Origin of the sequence: Sandaracinus amylolyticus (assembly GCF_021631985.1) — a bacterium.
Lineage (GTDB): Bacteria > Myxococcota_A > Polyangia > Polyangiales > Sandaracinaceae > Sandaracinus > Sandaracinus amylolyticus_A.
Genome location: NZ_CP070225.1, coordinates 9250947 through 9266762, shown reverse-complemented (window position 1 = coordinate 9266762; position 15816 = coordinate 9250947). Strand labels below are relative to the sequence as shown.

Genomic DNA, 15816 nt, shown 5'->3' with positions numbered 1-15816 from the left:
CCATCACATCCCGTCCACGCGCGCGCCGCCCGTTCGCTGCACCGCGCCTTGAATCACCGCGCCTTGGACCACCACGTGGGAGCTCGCGCCGGCGACGATCGCGGCGCTCGCTCCCGTGTACGAGCCGCCATCGAGGACCACCTCGGCGTTGCCCCCGACCTGGAGCGCGATCGGCGCGCTCACGTTCACCCCGTGCAGCGTCATGCGGCAGTTGCCCATCGCGGAGATCGCGGGGCTCGCGCCGAGCGTCGCGGTCACCGGCGTCACGTCGAGCACCTGATTGCCCGCGCACACCAGCGGCCCGGTGCCGTCCCAGATCGCCGTCGCTTCGATGTTGCCGATCCCACCGGCCCAGGGATCGGAGCCCGCGCGGTAGAACTGCCACGCGACGTACCCGCCGACGCCGGTGAGGATGCATCCCGCGAGGCCGATGCCGAACGCGGTGATGAAGCACCCGGTCATCGCCTGCGAGGCCTTCTGTTCGGCGCGCCGCTGCGCGCGATGCTGGAGCTGCTCGAAGGGGTTCATCGTGGGACGACCCGTCGAGCAACGCGTGGACCGCACGAATCGTGAGGAATTCCGCGGCAACCGAGCGTGCCCGCCCGGCACGCCCGCGCAGGAGTTGCGCGACGTTCAGGCCCGCACGATCAATCGCAGAGCAGCTCGGCGGGCTCGCAGACGCCGTCGACGCAGCGAAGGCTTCGGCACTGGATCGGCGATGCGCACGCCTCGCCGTTGTCGCGCGCCGCGACGCACACCGGCGCCTCCGCGCTGGTGTCGCAGAAGAAGCCGGCTTCGCAGACCAAGGTGCACGGCTCGCCCTCGGCGGCGATGGTCCAGCACGTCCCCGGCGTTCCGTCGACTTCCGGGCCGCAGACCCCCGTCGAGCACTCGAAGAAGCCGGCGCACTCGGCGCCGGGCGCGAGCGTGCCCCCGAGCATCGTCTCGCACGAAGGATCGAGCGAGACGCGCTCGCTCATCACGCCGCGGAAGTCGTCGCACGACACCGCGTCCCATGCCTCGAGACACCGCGCCGCGTCGCTCGCGTCGTAGAGGGAGCGTCCAGCATCGACGCTCGCCGCGATCGTCGCGTAGCTCGCCTCGGTCACGGAGCGGACCTGCGCTTCACACGCTTCGACGTCGGCGGGCGGTGTGGTCGCACCGAAGGGCGCGAGCAGCCGCATGCGATCCGCCTCGCTGCAGCAGTCGAACGCGAGCCGGCAGAGGGCGGTCGCGATCCGGGGCGGGTACTCGTCGATCGCGACCGGCGGAGGGTCGTTCTCGCACGCGGTCGAGAGCAAGAGGATCGCGGTGGGCGCGAGCCAGCGTGTGCCGAGGGACTTCATGCGCGGCCCTCGTGCACACCGTGTTCCTCAGCCGCGCGACTGGGCCTCGAGCAGCGCGGCCTGATGGCTCGCGCGCAGCGCGCTCAGCAGCTCGTCGACGTCGCCGTTCATCACCGCGTCGAGCTTGTGCAGCGTCAGCCCGATGCGGTGATCGGTCACGCGGTTCTGCGGATAGTTGTAGGTGCGGATCTTCTCGCTGCGCTCGCCGCTGCCGACCATGCCCTTGCGCTCCGCGGCGATCTGCGCGTCGTGCGCCGCCTGCTCGCGCTCGAGCAGTCGCGCGCGCAGCACCTTCATCGCGCGCGCCTTGTTCTTGATCTGCGAGCGCTCGTCCTGGCACTTCACGATGATGCCGCTCGGACGGTGGAGGATCTGCACCGCGCTGTTCGTGGTGTTGACGCCCTGACCGCCGGGCCCACCGCTCGCCGCGATCGAGATCTCGAGATCCTTGTCGTCGATGTCGACGTCGACCTCGTCGGCCTCGGGCAGCACCGCGACCGTCGCGGTCGACGTGTGGATGCGCCCTTGCGACTCGGTCGCCGGCACGCGCTGCACGCGGTGCACGCCGCCCTCGAAGCGCATGCGCGAGTACACGCGATCGCCGCTGAACGACGCGACGATCTCCTTGTAGCCCCCGGCGCTCGCGTGGCTCGTGTCGAGGATCTCGACCTTCCAGCCCACACGATCCGCGTAGCGCGTGTACATGCGGAAGAGATCGGACGCGAAGAGCGCGGCCTCTTCGCCCCCGGTGCCGCTGCGGATCTCGACGATCGTGTTGCGCGCGTCGTTGGGATCGCTCGGCAGGAGCAGGACCTCGAGCTCGTTGGCGAGCGTGTCGAGCTCGGCCTCGAGCGTCGGGATCTCTTCTTCCGCCATCTCGCGCAGGTCGGGATCGGCGAGCGCGGCGCGATCGTCGTCGAGCTGCTTCGAGGTCCTCTTCCAGCGCGCGAACGTCTCGACCAGTGGGCCGAGCTCGCCGTGCTCGCGGCGCAGCTGCGCGTAACGTTTGCCGTCGCTGATCACGTCGGCGCGACAGAGGAGCTCTTCGAGCTCCTCGTGCCGCATCGCGAGGGATTCGAGCTTGTCGACCGGGAGCATGCTCAAGTGGCGAGCTTCGAGGCGCGCTCGCGCGGCTCGATACGGCCGAAGGCCGCGCGAAGCGGAGGCGGGAGGGGGGCCCCGAGCCGGCTCCGCCGGGCGGGGGGAGGGTCTGCAGCAGACCCTCCAGGGAGGAAGGGGCTACGCAGGAGCGCGGTCAACGCGATCCTGCGTAGTGCGCGAGCGCGCCGTCGAGCGAGGGGAACACGCGCACCTGATCGCTCGCGGGCGCACGATCACCCTCGCGCTGCCGCCAGAACGCGCTCTGCATCGACGCGATCGCGACCTCGATCTGCGCGTCGTCGGGCTCGCGCGTCGTGATCTTCTGGAAGAGGAACCCCGGCCAGAGCAGCACGCGCAGCGGGCCCGTGGTGCAGTAGCGCGCCGAGAATCGTTGGAGCTCATACGAGATCGCCGCGATCGCCGGGAGCAGCGAGATGCGCAGCGCGAGCGTCGCGATCTGTCCGCCGATCCCGCTCGCGCCGGGCAGCACCAGCGGCGTCACGATCGAGCCGAGGATCACCGAGACGATCACCACCGTGATGAGGAACGTGGTCCCGCAGCGCGGATGCAACGTCGACTGCGCGCGCACGTTCTCGACCGTCGGGGCGAGCCCCGCTTCGTACGCGAAGATCGTCTTGTGCTCGGCGCCGTGATACTGGAACACCCGACGAATCTCGGGGATCCGCGAGATCGCGACCAGATACGTCGTCAGCACGACGAGCTTGAACGCGCCGGTCAGCGCGTGGAAGCGCCAGTCGCCGAGATCGAGATCCGCGCCGATCAGCCAGCCCGCGCCGGTCGCGAGGAGCTGCGGCAGCGCGATGAAGAGCCCGAGCGCGAGCAGCGTGGACACGAACATCGCGGCGCGCGATCCGCTCGACGCGCTCCCGCTGCCCGAGGGTGCGGGCTCGGGGTCCTGCGTCGCGAGCATCGCCGGGAAGAGCAGCACCGGGAGCATCGACGCGATGCCGGTGCGCTTCGCCTCCGCGACCTCCTCGCCCTGCTGATCGGCGCTGAACTGGAGCGCCGAGTATCCGAGCGAGAGCGACTCGTAGAGCGTCCCGATCCCACGCAGCCCCGGGATCTTCCAGATCGGGCTGCGCAACGCCGCGGGCAGCGGACCGTCCTTCACGACGATCTGCCCGTCGGGCCGGCGCACTGCGACGGCGACGCCGCCGGGCGCGCGCATCATGACGCCTTCGATGACGGCCTGACCGCCGATGTAAGGCCGTGCTTCCTGCGTGCTCACGGCGTGCACTCTAGTGCCCTCGAGCAGCGATCGCGAGCCGCGCGCATCGGTAGGCCGGTGCCGGGTGGCACAGCGCGCGGCTCGTCTGCGATCGCGCGAGGATCACTCCTCGCCGGCGCTCTCGGCGGCGGCGGCCTTCGCGGCCTTCTTCGCCTGCTTGACCTTCTTGCCGGTCGCGGCGGCCGGCTGGTTCTCGTACTTCTTGCGGAAGCGCTCGACGCGTCCCGCCGTGTCCATGATGCGCTGCTTGCCCGTGAAGAACGGGTGGCAGTTGCTGCAGACGTCGACGCCGAACGAGCCGCGCGACGAGCGGGTGTCGTAGGTGGCGCCGCACGCGCAGGTGATCGTGGCGACGTCGTACTTGGGGTGGATGCCGGGCTTCATGGAGTACCTCTTCCGCCCCTTCGGAGATAAAAGGGGCCGGGAGATGTAGTGGATCGCGCTCGGGACCGCAAGGACGGGGCCGGCGCGCGCTTCGGCGGATTTTTTGGAGATCCGGCCCACCCCGGATAGTGAGGAGTCTGGCTCGATGGCTCAGAAGCGGATCCACCTGGTGATCCGAGGACGCGTGCAGGGCGTGTACTTCCGCGCGTCGTCGGTCCGCGAGGCCAAGCGCCTCGGGCTCACCGGCTGGGTCAAGAACCGGCCCGACGGCGCGGTCGAGATCGTCGCCGAGGGCGAAGAAGATCAGGTCAAGGACTTCCTCGCATGGGCGCAACGAGGCCCCTCGACGGCGCGCGTGGACAAGGTGGACACGCGCTGGAAGAGCTACACCGGCGAGTTCGCTGCGTTCGTGATCGAGCAGTAGCGATCGCGCTGATCATCCTCGTCGCGTGCGCGCCGTGCGTGGTGCGCGCGCAGACGAGCGAGGACGAGATCGCGACGCTGGTGCGCGCGCTCGGGAGCGACGACGCCGGCGAGCGACGCCGCGCGTACGAGACGCTCGGTGCGCTGCCCCCCGAGGCGCTGCCCGCGATCCGCGCGCGGCTGACGACGCTGCGGCGCGCGCGCCCGCTCCCCGAGGATGCGGTCGCGCTGCTGACCGCGTTCCGTCGCGCGACGGGATCGCGGCGCGCCGACGATCTCGTCGACGTCGCCGATGGGATCCCCGCGGTGCTCGGTGAGCGTCGCGATCGCGACGTGCTGCGCATGGCCGAGCCGCTCCTGCTCATGCGCTCGCTCGAGCGCGTCGCGACGACCGATGCGCTCACGCTGATCCCCGAGGTGCTGCGCCTCGATCGCGACGCGTGGACGATGGACGGACGGCGCTCGGTGCTGCGGCTCGGCGATCGGGCGGCGGCGGCGATCATCCGCGCGCGAGCCCACGAGGACGTCGCGGGGCGCGAGTGGGCACGATGGTCGGGGCGCGAGCTCTCGCTCGACGATCCGGGTCGGCTCGTGCAGCGGCTCGCGCCGACGGATCTCGCCGACGTGCTACGGGCGTGGGGCGCGACGCGCTCGATCGACGCGATGAGCGTGGTCGCGTCGTTCGTCGACGATCCGCGACGTCTGGTGCGCGACGCGGCGCGCGATGCGCTGCGCGAGTACGGACAGAACGGCGTGTGGCAGGCGCGCGAGCAGTTCCGGCTGCGGCTCGGGGAGGACGCGAACGCGGCGTGGAGCTGGTCGCGCACGCTCGACGTGCTCTACGAGCGGCTCGATGCGGCGCGGCTCGCGCGGGTGGCCGATCTCGCGGTCGCGGCCGATGGCGCGCTCGATCGCGGCGAAGCACGCGCGGCGACCGAAGCGCTCGAGGCACTGCTCGCGCGCGCGCCCGACGCGGGCTCGCACGAGGTCGCGGTCCTGTTCGCGCGCGCCGGTGAAGCGTGGATGGCGACCGACGAGCGCGCGCGGGCGCGCAGCGCCTACGAGCGCGCCGTGCGCATCGCGCCGAGCGACGAGCACCGCGCGCGCTGGGAGGCGCGGCTCTCGTTCGTCGAGGCCGAGGACGCGCTCGCGCGCGGTGTGCTCGATCTCGAAGCCTATCGACGCGCTGCGAGCGGTGACCCGACGTGCACGCGCTGCGCGGAGGTGCTCGCAGGCCTCGAAGCACAAGCGCAGCCGGTGATGACGAGCGCGGACGAGACCGAGCGCCGCCGCGGCGCGCTCGGGATCGCGGCAGCGCTCTTCGCGGTGCTCGGTGCGTGGCTGCTGATCGCGCGCAGCGCGCCGGTCGTGGCGAGCGAAGAGCGCGAGCCGGTCGAGGACGACGCGCCCCCCGCGCACGACATCACGCTGCCCGGCTGATCACACGTGGATCCAGCGGAACGGCGACATGTCGAAGTGGAAGTGGTTGCGGTGCCCGGGATGCGCGGGCCCGTAGATCACGCGGAAGACGTCCTCGCGCGCGAGCCGATCGATCAGCGTGCGCAAGAAGCGCTGGTGCACCGCGCCGGTCGCGCTCTCCGCTTCCCAGTGCCGCTCGAGCGACACCGTGAACCCGCGGCGCAGCGCGCGCGGAAGCCCGTCTGGCGCCTGAGCGCGCCGCGGTAGCGCGCGGAACTCGAACCCACGCACGTCGAGCGCGTTGCCGAGCGCGTGCTCGCTGAGGCGCCCGCGGTTCCCGCGCACCGAGCGACAGTTGTACGCGCCGGCGTGGATCAGACGATGGGGCGCGCGCCCGTAGATCTCGGTCGCGACCTCGATCGCGACGCGCTCGAGCTCGGGGAGCCGCTCGAGGAACGCAGGGTGGACCCGCACGGTGCCCGAGTAGCGCAGCGCGGTGCCGCGATACGGCACCATGATCTCGGGCTGGCAGATCGACGTGTCCTGACCACGCCGCGCGATCTCGTCGAGCGCGTAGGAAGGACCTCTCCGTCCGAACAGCCAACCGAGGTCGAGCTGTGCTTCGGCGGTGGACGCGATCGTCGTGACGACCGCGACGAGGATGCAGAGCACGAGCGATGCGCGTGCGATCCGACCGTTCGACAGCTTCACCACGGTGGGCTCTGGAGCATGGGGCGTGTGCTCGCGAACGCCAAGACGGGCGCGCCCCGCGCGCGATTCAGCGCTCCCCGAGCTCACCCACCTCCACGAGCTGCTTCAGTCGCTCGAGGTCGCTGCGCAGCTGTTGCTCCGGCGCGAGGCCGAGCCACGACGCGACGTGCGACGCGAGCGCAGCGCCCGGCATCGCGTAGACGAGCTCGACCTGGACCTCGGTGCCGCGCTCGTCGGGCGTTCGCTCGAAGCGCACCGAGCCCGCGTGCTCGATCGCCGAGCCCGGCACCGTGCGCCACGCGATCGCACGGCCGGGCACGTCCTCCACCAGCTCCGCGTCCCACGTGATGCGCGGCGTGCGCGCGGGAAGGCCGGGGAGCGGCGAGAGCTCCCATCGCGAGCGCGTGCCCGCGACGCGCACCGACGCGACGTGCCGGAGGAAGCGCGGCAGGAGCGTGAGGTCGCGCCAGAGCCCGTAGAGCTCCTCGGGGCGCGCGTCGATCGTGATCGCGCCGCGCGCCTCGACGCGCTCGCGACGAGCAGCTGCCGAGATCTCGCGCGACACCGGACATCGCCCGGTGACGCCGCGATACACGCCGTATGCGCCGAGCGCGGCGAGCACCGTGCCGCTCACGCGACCGCGCGCGAGGCCCAGCGCGCCGACCACGACACCGACCGCCGTCGAGACCACGCGCTCGACCTCGCCGAGCGCCGTCTCCGTCGTGAGCGTATCGCGCGGTGCCACGCGGGAGACGTAGGTGCGCGCCACGGGCGGACAACGCAGCTGGGTACCCGCCCTTGTGGGCCTCGCAAGCGCGGCCATCTGATGGTGCGAGGGACGACCACGGCTCGAGCCGACCGCACGAGGACGAGGAGGCGAGATGGATACGAACGCAGTGATCGCGCTCTTGCGTGATCTCGTGCATCTCGACGTCGACGCGATCCATGCGTACGACCAGGCCATCAAGAACATCGACGTCGAGCCCGTTCGTGTGCAGCTCGAGCGCTTCAAGGGCGAGCACGAGCGCCACGTCACGGAGCTCACGACTGCGATCCTCGATCTCGGCGGGACCGCCCCGGTGATCCGCCGCGACCTCAAGGGGCTCTTCATCGAGGGCATGACCGCGCTGCGCGCCGCGATGGGGACCGAGCAGAGCCTGCGGGCGATGCAGACCAACGAGAAGCTGACGAACAAGGAGTACGACAAGGCCGCGAAGATGGCCTTGCCTGCTCGAGTCGACGAGCTCGTGCGTCGCAACTACGACGACGAGCGACGTCACCTCGAGTACGTCGAGGACGCGATCGCACGACGTGTCTGGGAGCAGGTGCGGCACGCGTGAGCGGAGCGCCTGCCCTCCGAGGTGCAGCGGGATCGATCGGGTGCGAGAAGGGGCGGGAGAGCGAGATCGTTCGCTCTCCCGCCCCGACTCGTTCTTGAACGCTCGTTCAAGCGCTCGACCGAGCGAGCGCCGCGCCCGCGCGTCGCGAGCGCCCACGCGTCTCGGCGACCCACGCCTCGATGCGCGCACACGCGGCGTCCGCCGTGAGCTCGGCGCGGAGCGCGTCGGCCCAGCGCGCATGCGCGTCGATCGGCTCGCGCAGCGCGGCCTCGATCGCAGCCACGAACGAGGCGCGGTCGACGCTGCGCGCGAGCGGTGAGAGCGCGGCGAGATCGCGCGTGCTGGTGCCGACGATCGGGCGCCCCGACGCCATCACTTCGAGCGCGACGCGTGCATGGCCGCCGCTCGAGAGGACCGGCGCGATCCCCACGTCCCACCCCGCGATGTAACGCGGCAGCTCGTCGTCGCGCTTCGCGCCGAGCCATCGGATGTTCGGCCGACACGGCAGCGCGCGCACGTCGATTCCACGCGGCGCGCCGAGCGCGATCACCGAGAGGTCGGGCAGCTCGTCGGCGACGTGCGCGAGGAGCGCGACGTCGAGGCTCGTGTCGATCGGCACCGCGAGCCCGAGGCGCGGGCCCGGGATGTTCGACTGATCGCGCGGATCGACCGTCTCGTCACCGCTCGTACGCGCATCGACGACGAGCGGCATCACCTGCACGTGCGGATGCAGACGGCGCCGCGCGTCGGCGCTCGCATGCGTCGCGGCGAGCACGAGGTCGGCGCGCGCGAGGAGCGCACGCTCGCCGGGCGCGAACGGCTCGTCGTCGCAGTCCCACACCACGACGTGCGCATCGACCGAGCGCGCGACCGCGAGGTCGGCTGCGCTCCGGGCCCACAGGATCTCTGCGCGGATCGCGTGCTGCTCGACGAGGTCTTGCACGAGCATCGCGAGCGCGGCGCGCGACCGCACTTCGTCGAGATCGTCGCGCAGGTGGGGCACACAGACGACGAGCCCGTCGGTGACGCGGAGCTCCTCGACGAACGCTGCGACGAGACCCGCATCACGCACCGGCTCTTCGATCGCGAAGACGCGTCGCGAGCGCGCGAGGGCGCGCAGACACGGGTGCTCGCGCGACGTCTCGGTGCCCCAACGAGCACGGGTGAACGCGACGACGTCGCTCATCGCGTTCCTTCGTCGAGCATCACGCGGCAACTCTGCAATCGACGATCCCGCGTGTTGGGGCATCGGACTCGCGGCCCCCCGCGTGGCGCCGGGGCAACGTGCACGACGCGGCCCGCCCCACCGAGGCGCAGCGCGACGCGCGCACACGAAGGACGCGCATGTTTCCAGTCGCGTCGCGATGCGTGCGGTGGAGCACATCCGTGGCACGCGCGATGCGGCAGCCGCCGGAGACCGCAGCGCGCCGATCCGCGGAGCAAGTCCGCTCGGGTCCAGGGCGCGCGAGGAGGACGGATGGCGCGCGACGGCAAGAAGAGCGCGAGACGAGCAGTCGACACCGAGGATGCGAGCGCCCCGGCGAAGTCGAAGCGAAAGCGGCAGGTCGGTCAGGCCCAGGAGCGCGCGAGAGAGGGACTTCGTGGTCCGGACGCGCGCGGCGCGCGCGCGACGGGACGGGAGCCTCGCAGCGAGCACTCGCGTCCCGGCAGCGCGCCGGGCATCGGCACGATCACCCGTCCCGTCCGGGTCGGCGAAGGGCACTTCATCGAGCGCGAGGGCGAGGACGTGCCGCCCGGACGACGGCGCAAGGGAACGGTCGGAGGCCGTGCGAAGCCGCGCCGCGACCACAGCCCCCCGACCCGGGTGGCCAAGGCCTCCGGCGGGCGCTCCACCGGCGCGCGCGGAGGCTCGGGAGGCGGCCGCTCGCGGCCGTCCGACGTGGGGGCCCACGCATCGTCGGGACGCTCTGGCTCGCGCAAGGCGGTGAAGAAGGCCACCGAGCACGCGATGCGCCCGTCGATCCGCGGTGCCGCGAGCAGCGGTGAGCAGCGCGGCGCCACGCTCGGCCCGCGGAAGGGGGTGCGCCTCGCGGGCTCCACGTCGCGCGGCACGAGCAGCAAGCCGGGCCTCGCCCGGGGCTCGTCGAAGAGCAACGCCGGCCGCCGCGCCCGCGCGCGCGCTTGACGGGCAATCGCGCCTGACGGACGAACGAAAGCCCCGCGACGCACGCGCCGCGGGGCTTCTCCAGCGAGACCGGCTCACGATCCGACGTGCCTCCGCATCGGAGGCACGCGCGAGATCACTCCGCCGCGCTCTCGCCGAGGATCTCGATCATCGCCATCGGCGCATTGTCGCCGCGGCGCGCGTTGAGCTTCGTGATGCGGGTGTACCCGCCGCCCTTCTTGTCCTTGATGCGCGCGAGGAAGCGCGGCGCGATCTCGTGGAAGAGCTTGTAGACGAGATCGACTTCCTCGGTGCTGCCGTCCGAGTTGGTCTTGGTCAGCGTCTTCGGCAGGTCCCGCGCGACCAGGCGCTGCGCGTGGACGCGACGCGCCACGACCTCGCCACGCTGCTCGTCGCTCAGCTTGCCGATGTCGACGGTGAGCTCGTCACCGAGCCGGGCCGCGCGCGTGATGAGGCGCTCCACCGTGCGGCGGAGCTCCTTCGCCTTCGCGTCGGTCGTCTCGATCTTCTCGTGCAGCACGAGGTTGCCCGCGAGGTTGCGGAGCATCGCGCGGCGGTGCGGGGTATTGCGGCCGAACTTCCGGCCCGACTTGCGGTGACGCATGGCTTCCTACCGTCTCTCTACTTCGCTCGTCTCGCGACGATCGCCTCGATCTCGTCCGGCCGCCTCAGGCCTGAGCCTGCTGCTGCTTCCAGCGCTCGAGCATCGCCGGCCAGTTGTCGATCTTCATGCCCAGCGAGAGGCCCATGTCGGCGAGGATCTCCTTGATCTCCTTCAGCGACTTGCGGCCGAAATTCTTCGTCTTGAGCATCTCGGCCTCGGTCTTCTGGACCAGCTCGCCGATGAGATGGATGTTCGCGTTCTGCAGGCAGTTCGCGCTGCGGACCGAGAGCTCGAGCTCCTCCACCGAGCGGAAGAGGTTCTCGTTGAGCGGCTCCTCTTCCTTCGACTCGAGGCTCGTCGCCTCTTCCTCTTCCTCGAAGTTGATGAAGATGGAGAGCTGGTCCTTGAGGATCTTCGCGGCGTACGCGACCGCGTCGTGCGGCTTCACGCTGCCGTTCGTCCAGACCTCGAGCGCGAGCTTGTCGTAGTCCGTGATCTGACCGACACGCGCGTTGGTGACCGTGTAGTTCACCTTGCGGATCGGCGAGAAGAGCGCGTCGATCGCAATCGTCCCGATCGGCATGCCCGGCGTCTTGTTGCGATCCGCCGGCACGTAGCCACGGCCGACGTTGATCGTCAGCTCCGCCGAGAAGCGGCCGCCCTTGGCGACCGTGCAGATGACGTGCTTCGGGTTGAGGATCTCGACCTGGTCGTTGACCTGGATGTCACCCGCGGTGACCTCGCAGGGACCTTCACGGTCGATCCGGAGGACGTGGGTCTTCGGCGAGTGCGCCTTGACCACGACTTCCTTCAGGTTGAGCACGATGTCCGTGACGTCTTCCACGACGTCCGGCACCGACGTGAACTCGTGGAGCGCGCCGTCGATCTTCACCGCGGTGATCGCTGCGCCCTGGAGCGAGCTCAGCAGGATCCGGCGCAGCGCGTTGCCGAGCGTGATGCCGAAACCGCGCTCGAGCGGCTCGCACACGAACTTGCCGTAGGTCGGCGTCGCGTCCTCGACCGGGACGCTCTTCGGCTTGATGAGATCGCGCCAGTTGCGCGCAACGAACGTCGTCGACATGGAATCCGAACCTCTCTCCAGCGCAGGAATATGACCGCGCTCGGAACCCCGACGGGCCTAGAGAAAAGACCACGGGCGGACACCATTGCCCGCCCGTGGAAAGACCTGATCAGCGCGAGTAGAACTCGACGATCAGCTGCTCCTTGATCGGGAGCGTGATCGCCTCGCGCACGGGCTGGCTCACCACCTTGCCGGTGAACGCGCCCTTGTCGAGCGAGAGCCACTCCGGCACGCCGCGACGCTCGACGCCCTCGAGCGCCGTCACGATGCGGCCCTTTTGCCGGCTCTTCTCGCGGATGGTGATCGTGTCGTTCGGCCGAACGAGGAAGCTCGGCACGCTGACCGTCTTCCCGTTCACGAGCACGTGCTTGTGACGCACGAGCTGGCGGCCGTCGCTGCGCGTCGCCGCGAAGCCGAGGCGGTAGCAGACGCTGTCGAGACGGCGCTCGAGCAGCGCGAGCAGCGCCTCACCGGTCACGCCCTTGCCCGCATCCGCCGACGCGAAGTACTTGCGGAACTGGCGCTCCAGCACGCCGTAGATGCGACGCACCTTCTGCTTCTCACGAAGGCGGATGCCGTACTCGGTCGCCTTCGAACGACGCTGGCCGTGCTGGCCGGGCGGGTACGGACGGCGATCGAACGCGCACTTGTCGGTGTAGCAGCGGTCGCCCTTGAGGAAGAGCTTCTCCCCCTCGCGACGGCAGAGCTTGCAGGACGGGCCGGTGTAGCGAGCCATCTCTCAGTTCCTCTACTTCAGACGCGGCGACGCTTGGGCGGGCGGCAGCCGTTGTGCGGGATCGGGGTCACGTCACGGATGAGCGTCACGCGCATGCCGGCCATCTGGAACGCACGGAGGGCCGACTCGCGGCCCGCGCCCGGGCCCTTCACGAAGATCGCGACGGTCGTCATGCCGTGGTCCTGCGCCTTGCGAGCCGCATCTTCGGCGGCGAGCTGCGCCGCGAACGGCGTGCTCTTGCGCGAGCCCTTGAAGCCGCGCGCGCCCGCGCTGCTCCACGCCACCACGTTCCCCGCGAGGTCCGTGACGGTGACGATCGTGTTGTTGAAGGTCGACTGCACGTGCGCGATGCCCGTGCCGATGTTCTTCTTGACCTTCTTCTTGCCCTTGGCTGCCTTCGGCTTCGCCATCTCTCAGTACTCCGGTGAGGTGATCCCCGTCGCTCGCCGCTCTGTTCAGAGCTCAGCGACGGACGGCGCTGCCGCGACGCGGGCCCTTGCGGGTGCGCGCATTCGTGTGGGTGCGCTGGCCGCGCACGGGCAGGCCACGACGATGACGCAGCCCGCGATAGCACCCGAGGTCCATCAGGCGCTTGATGTTGATGGCGATCTCGCGGCGGAGATCACCCTCGACCTTGAACTGCGTGTCGAGGAGATCGCGGATCTTCTTGACGTCGTTCTCGTCGAGATCATCCGCCTTCTTCGTCTCGGGGATTCCGGCCTTCTCGCAGATCTGCTTCGCGATCGCGGGACCGATCCCGTAGATGTACTGGAGAGCGATGACGGTGTGCTTGCGACCAGGAAGGTCGACGCCGGCGATGCGTGCCATGACTCGATTCCTCTTTCAGCCCTGACGCTGCTTGTGGCGCGGGTTCTCGCAGATCACGCGCACGGTCCCCTTGCGGCGGACGACCTTGCACTTCTCGCAGATCTTCTTGACGCTCGGACGGACCTTCATCGCAGCCTCGCTCTTACTTCCAACTCTCTACGGGAGAACTTTCGACCGAGAGCCACGGTGAGCGTCTCAGTCGCCGGCGCGAGCAGTGATTCGCGCTCGGCTGGTGTCCGCAGGGGACACTTCGATCATCACGCGGTCGCCTCGGAGCAGCTTCACGATCGAATGCCGACTCCGAATCGGCAGGGATGCGACGAAGCGACGACCATCTTCGCTGCGCACCGCGTACAGACCTCGAGGCAGCTCGTCTTCGACCACCGCTTCGAGGACCGTGCCCTTCATACGAAGGGCGAGCTCACTTCCCGAGGATCGACTCGATCCTGCGGGTCACGTCTTCCACCGCGCCGGTCCCGTCGACCTTCGCGACGATCCCGCCGGCACCGTAGTGCGCCAGGATCGGGAGCGTGTTCTCCAGGTACACCGCGTTGCGCGTGCGCACCTTTTCCTCGCGGTCATCGTCGCGCTGGACGATGCGATCGCTGCCGCAATTGCCGCAGCGGCCCGTCGAGGGGGGCGGATTATAGCGCACGTGGTAGACCTGTCCACAGGCCTCACACGATCGCCTGCCGCTAATTCGATCCACGATCGCCTCGGTCGGCACCTCGAGCGCGATCACCTTCTCGATGCGACGCCCCATCTCCGCGAGCATCGCGTCGAGGGCCTTCGCCTGATCCACCGTGCGCGGGTAGCCGTCGAAGATCGCGCCACCCTTCGCGTCCGCCTGCATCAGGCGGTTACGCAGGAGCTCGATGACGAGCGAGTCGGGCACGAGCAGGCCCTGCGTCATGTACTCGTCGAACTTCTTGCCGAGCGCGGAGCCGCTCTTGCGCTCCGCACGCATCATGTCGCCCGTCGAGATCTGCGGAATGCCGAGCCGATCGACGAGGAACTTGCTCTGCGTGCCCTTCCCCGCCCCCGGGGGCCCGAACAGGATGAGATCCACGTCTAGCCCCCCTTCTCAAGCCGTGCGACGACCGCGGATGCGCGGTCCACGCGGGCCGGTAAGGCCCTCGTAGTGACGCGTGATGAGGTGCGACTCGATCTGCTGCACGGTGTCGAGCGCCACGCCCACGACGATCATCACCGACGTGCCGCCGAAGAAGAACGGCACGTGGAACGAGTCCTGGAGCACCTGCGGGACCACGCAGACGAGCGCGACGTAGATCGCACCGCCGACCGTGATGCGGGTCAGCACGCGATCGATGTACTCGGCCGTCGCCTTGCCCGGGCGCACCTTCGGGATGAAGGCGTTCTGCTTCTTGAGGTTGTCCGCGACCTCGACCGGCTGGAACGTGACCGCCGTGTAGAAGAACGCGAAGAACACGATCATCACGACGTAGAGCAGGTTGAACAGGAACGACCCCGGCTGGATGTAGTCGTTCACCGTCTCCATGCCCGGGATGATCCCGACGAGCTGCTGCGGGAACATCAGGAGCGACGACGCGAAGATCGGCGCGATCACGCCGCTCGAGTTCACGCGGAGCGGCAGGTGCGACGTCTGACCGCCGTAGAGCTTCCGCCCGACGAGGCGCTTCGCGTAGTGGATCGGGATGCGGCGCTGGCCACGCTCGAAGAACGTGATCACCGCGATCACGAGCAGCACGATGGCCGCGACCATCAGCAGCGCGACCGGCTGGATCTGACCGATCTGCACCTGCTCGATCGTCTGCACGCCGGCGCGCGGGAGGTCCGCGACGATGCCCGCGAAGATGATGAGCGAGATGCCGTTGCCGATGCCACGCTCGGTGATCTGCTCGCCGAGCCACATGATGAACGCGGTGCCGGTCGTGAGCGCCACGACCGTCAGGAACACGAAGCCCCAGCCCGGATCGCGAACGACGTCGCCGACCGTCGAGAAGCCCGTGCCCGCGCCACCTGCGTTGAGGCCCTGGAAATAGTTCGCCCAGAAGATGCCCTGGACGACCGAGATCACGACGGTGCCGTACCGCGTGTACTGGTTGATCTTCCGCTGGCCCGCCTCGCCTTCCTTGCGCAGCTCGCCGAGCTGCGGGACGACGATCGTCATCAGCTGGAGCACGATGCTCGCCGTGACGTAGGGCATGATGCCCAGCGAGAAGATCGAGGCCTGCTCGAGCGCGCCGCCCGAGAACAGGTTGAACATCCCGAGGAAGCCGCCCTGCTGCCCGATGTACTCGCGGAGCACGTTCCGGTCGATGCCGGGAATCGTGACGAAGATCCCGATGCGGTAGACCGCGATCATCCCCAACGTGAAGAGGATGCGTCGGCGGAGCTCGGGAATCTTGGCGATGTTCGCGAAGGCGCTCATGCGAGTGGAATCGGTGCTCGGGATGATGACGCGGG

Annotated in this window: 20 protein-coding genes and 1 pseudogene; 4 read left to right on the top strand and 17 right to left on the bottom strand. The window is 69.7% G+C overall.

What is annotated here, in order from left to right; translation table 11 throughout:
* Positions 1-3: 3 nt before the first annotated feature.
* The 5 genes and pseudogenes from I5071_RS39460 to rpmE all read right to left on the bottom strand — a co-directional run.
* The gene (locus tag I5071_RS39460) at positions 4-528 is read right to left on the bottom strand and encodes a hypothetical protein (protein ID WP_236518541.1); all 525 of its coding nucleotides are present in this window, start codon (positions 526-528) and stop codon (positions 4-6) included.
* A gap of 119 nt (positions 529-647) precedes the next feature.
* Positions 648-1346 (bottom strand): Dickkopf N-terminal cysteine-rich domain-containing protein, encoded by a 699-nt coding sequence (locus I5071_RS39455; RefSeq protein WP_236518540.1) that lies wholly within the window; start codon positions 1344-1346, stop codon positions 648-650.
* Positions 1347-1373: 27 nt separating this feature from the next.
* On the bottom strand, positions 1374-2444 hold the full coding sequence (gene prfA / locus I5071_RS39450) for a peptide chain release factor 1 (protein ID WP_236607725.1): 1071 nt from the start codon (positions 2442-2444) through the stop codon (positions 1374-1376).
* A 157-nt stretch (positions 2445-2601) separates the two neighbouring features.
* Positions 2602-3696 carry a DUF1385 domain-containing protein gene (locus I5071_RS39445; RefSeq protein WP_236518539.1) on the bottom strand — a complete coding sequence of 365 codons (1095 nt, stop codon included), beginning with the start codon at positions 3694-3696 and terminating at the stop codon, positions 2602-2604.
* Positions 3697-3891: 195 nt separating this feature from the next.
* Positions 3892-4080: pseudogene (rpmE, locus tag I5071_RS39440) on the bottom strand (50S ribosomal protein L31); the annotation flags it as partial.
* A gap of 145 nt (positions 4081-4225) precedes the next feature.
* On the opposite strand from rpmE, the gene yccX reads away from it, so the two are divergent.
* Positions 4226-4504, top strand: coding sequence for an acylphosphatase (gene yccX, locus I5071_RS39435; RefSeq protein ID WP_053237558.1), 279 nt, complete (start codon positions 4226-4228; stop codon positions 4502-4504).
* A gap of 41 nt (positions 4505-4545) precedes the next feature.
* The gene (locus I5071_RS39430) at positions 4546-5943 is read left to right on the top strand and encodes a hypothetical protein (protein WP_236518537.1); all 1398 of its coding nucleotides are present in this window, start codon (positions 4546-4548) and stop codon (positions 5941-5943) included.
* On the opposite strand, the gene I5071_RS39425 is transcribed toward I5071_RS39430, so the two are convergent.
* Positions 5944-6633: an extensin family protein gene (locus I5071_RS39425; RefSeq protein WP_236518536.1), complete on the bottom strand. Its 690-nt coding sequence runs from the start codon at positions 6631-6633 to the stop codon at positions 5944-5946.
* 67 nt (positions 6634-6700) lie between these two features.
* A complete protein-coding gene (locus I5071_RS39420) occupies positions 6701-7378 on the bottom strand; it encodes an SRPBCC family protein (RefSeq protein ID WP_236518535.1) in 678 nt (225 codons plus the stop codon).
* Between the two features lie 136 nt (positions 7379-7514).
* On the opposite strand from I5071_RS39420, the gene I5071_RS39415 reads away from it, so the two are divergent.
* On the top strand, positions 7515-7973 hold the full coding sequence (locus I5071_RS39415) for a DUF2383 domain-containing protein (protein WP_236518534.1): 459 nt from the start codon (positions 7515-7517) through the stop codon (positions 7971-7973).
* Positions 7974-8079: 106 nt separating this feature from the next.
* Here the strand turns inward: I5071_RS39415 and I5071_RS39410 are convergent, their stop codons facing one another.
* The gene (locus I5071_RS39410; RefSeq protein ID WP_236518533.1) at positions 8080-9159 is read right to left on the bottom strand and encodes a glycosyltransferase; all 1080 of its coding nucleotides are present in this window, start codon (positions 9157-9159) and stop codon (positions 8080-8082) included.
* Positions 9160-9450: 291 nt separating this feature from the next.
* On the opposite strand from I5071_RS39410, the gene I5071_RS39405 reads away from it, so the two are divergent.
* The gene (locus tag I5071_RS39405) at positions 9451-10119 is read left to right on the top strand and encodes a hypothetical protein (RefSeq protein WP_236518532.1); all 669 of its coding nucleotides are present in this window, start codon (positions 9451-9453) and stop codon (positions 10117-10119) included.
* Between the two features lie 115 nt (positions 10120-10234).
* On the opposite strand, the gene rplQ is transcribed toward I5071_RS39405, so the two are convergent.
* The 9 genes from rplQ to secY all read right to left on the bottom strand — a co-directional run bounded on the left by rplQ (position 10235) and on the right by secY (position 15781).
* Positions 10235-10723: a 50S ribosomal protein L17 gene (rplQ, locus tag I5071_RS39400; protein WP_236518531.1), complete on the bottom strand. Its 489-nt coding sequence runs from the start codon at positions 10721-10723 to the stop codon at positions 10235-10237.
* Positions 10724-10787: 64 nt separating this feature from the next.
* On the bottom strand, positions 10788-11804 hold the full coding sequence (locus I5071_RS39395) for a DNA-directed RNA polymerase subunit alpha (RefSeq protein WP_236518530.1): 1017 nt from the start codon (positions 11802-11804) through the stop codon (positions 10788-10790).
* A gap of 109 nt (positions 11805-11913) precedes the next feature.
* A complete protein-coding gene (gene rpsD / locus I5071_RS39390) occupies positions 11914-12540 on the bottom strand; it encodes a 30S ribosomal protein S4 (RefSeq protein ID WP_236518529.1) in 627 nt (208 codons plus the stop codon).
* Positions 12541-12557: 17 nt separating this feature from the next.
* Positions 12558-12950 carry a 30S ribosomal protein S11 gene (gene rpsK, locus I5071_RS39385; protein WP_053237567.1) on the bottom strand — a complete coding sequence of 131 codons (393 nt, stop codon included), beginning with the start codon at positions 12948-12950 and terminating at the stop codon, positions 12558-12560.
* A 52-nt stretch (positions 12951-13002) separates the two neighbouring features.
* Complete coding sequence (gene rpsM, locus I5071_RS39380) at positions 13003-13368, bottom strand: 30S ribosomal protein S13 (RefSeq protein WP_053237568.1); 366 nt, start codon at positions 13366-13368, stop codon at positions 13003-13005.
* 15 nt (positions 13369-13383) lie between these two features.
* Positions 13384-13497, bottom strand: coding sequence for a 50S ribosomal protein L36 (rpmJ, locus tag I5071_RS39375; protein ID WP_053237569.1), 114 nt, complete (start codon positions 13495-13497; stop codon positions 13384-13386).
* A 66-nt stretch (positions 13498-13563) separates the two neighbouring features.
* Complete coding sequence (locus tag I5071_RS39370; RefSeq protein WP_053237570.1) at positions 13564-13776, bottom strand: translation initiation factor IF-1; 213 nt, start codon at positions 13774-13776, stop codon at positions 13564-13566.
* A 13-nt stretch (positions 13777-13789) separates the two neighbouring features.
* Positions 13790-14437 carry an adenylate kinase gene (locus tag I5071_RS39365; RefSeq protein WP_236518528.1) on the bottom strand — a complete coding sequence of 216 codons (648 nt, stop codon included), beginning with the start codon at positions 14435-14437 and terminating at the stop codon, positions 13790-13792.
* Between the two features lie 15 nt (positions 14438-14452).
* Complete coding sequence (secY, locus tag I5071_RS39360) at positions 14453-15781, bottom strand: preprotein translocase subunit SecY (RefSeq protein ID WP_236518527.1); 1329 nt, start codon at positions 15779-15781, stop codon at positions 14453-14455.
* Positions 15782-15816: the final 35 nt, after the last annotated feature.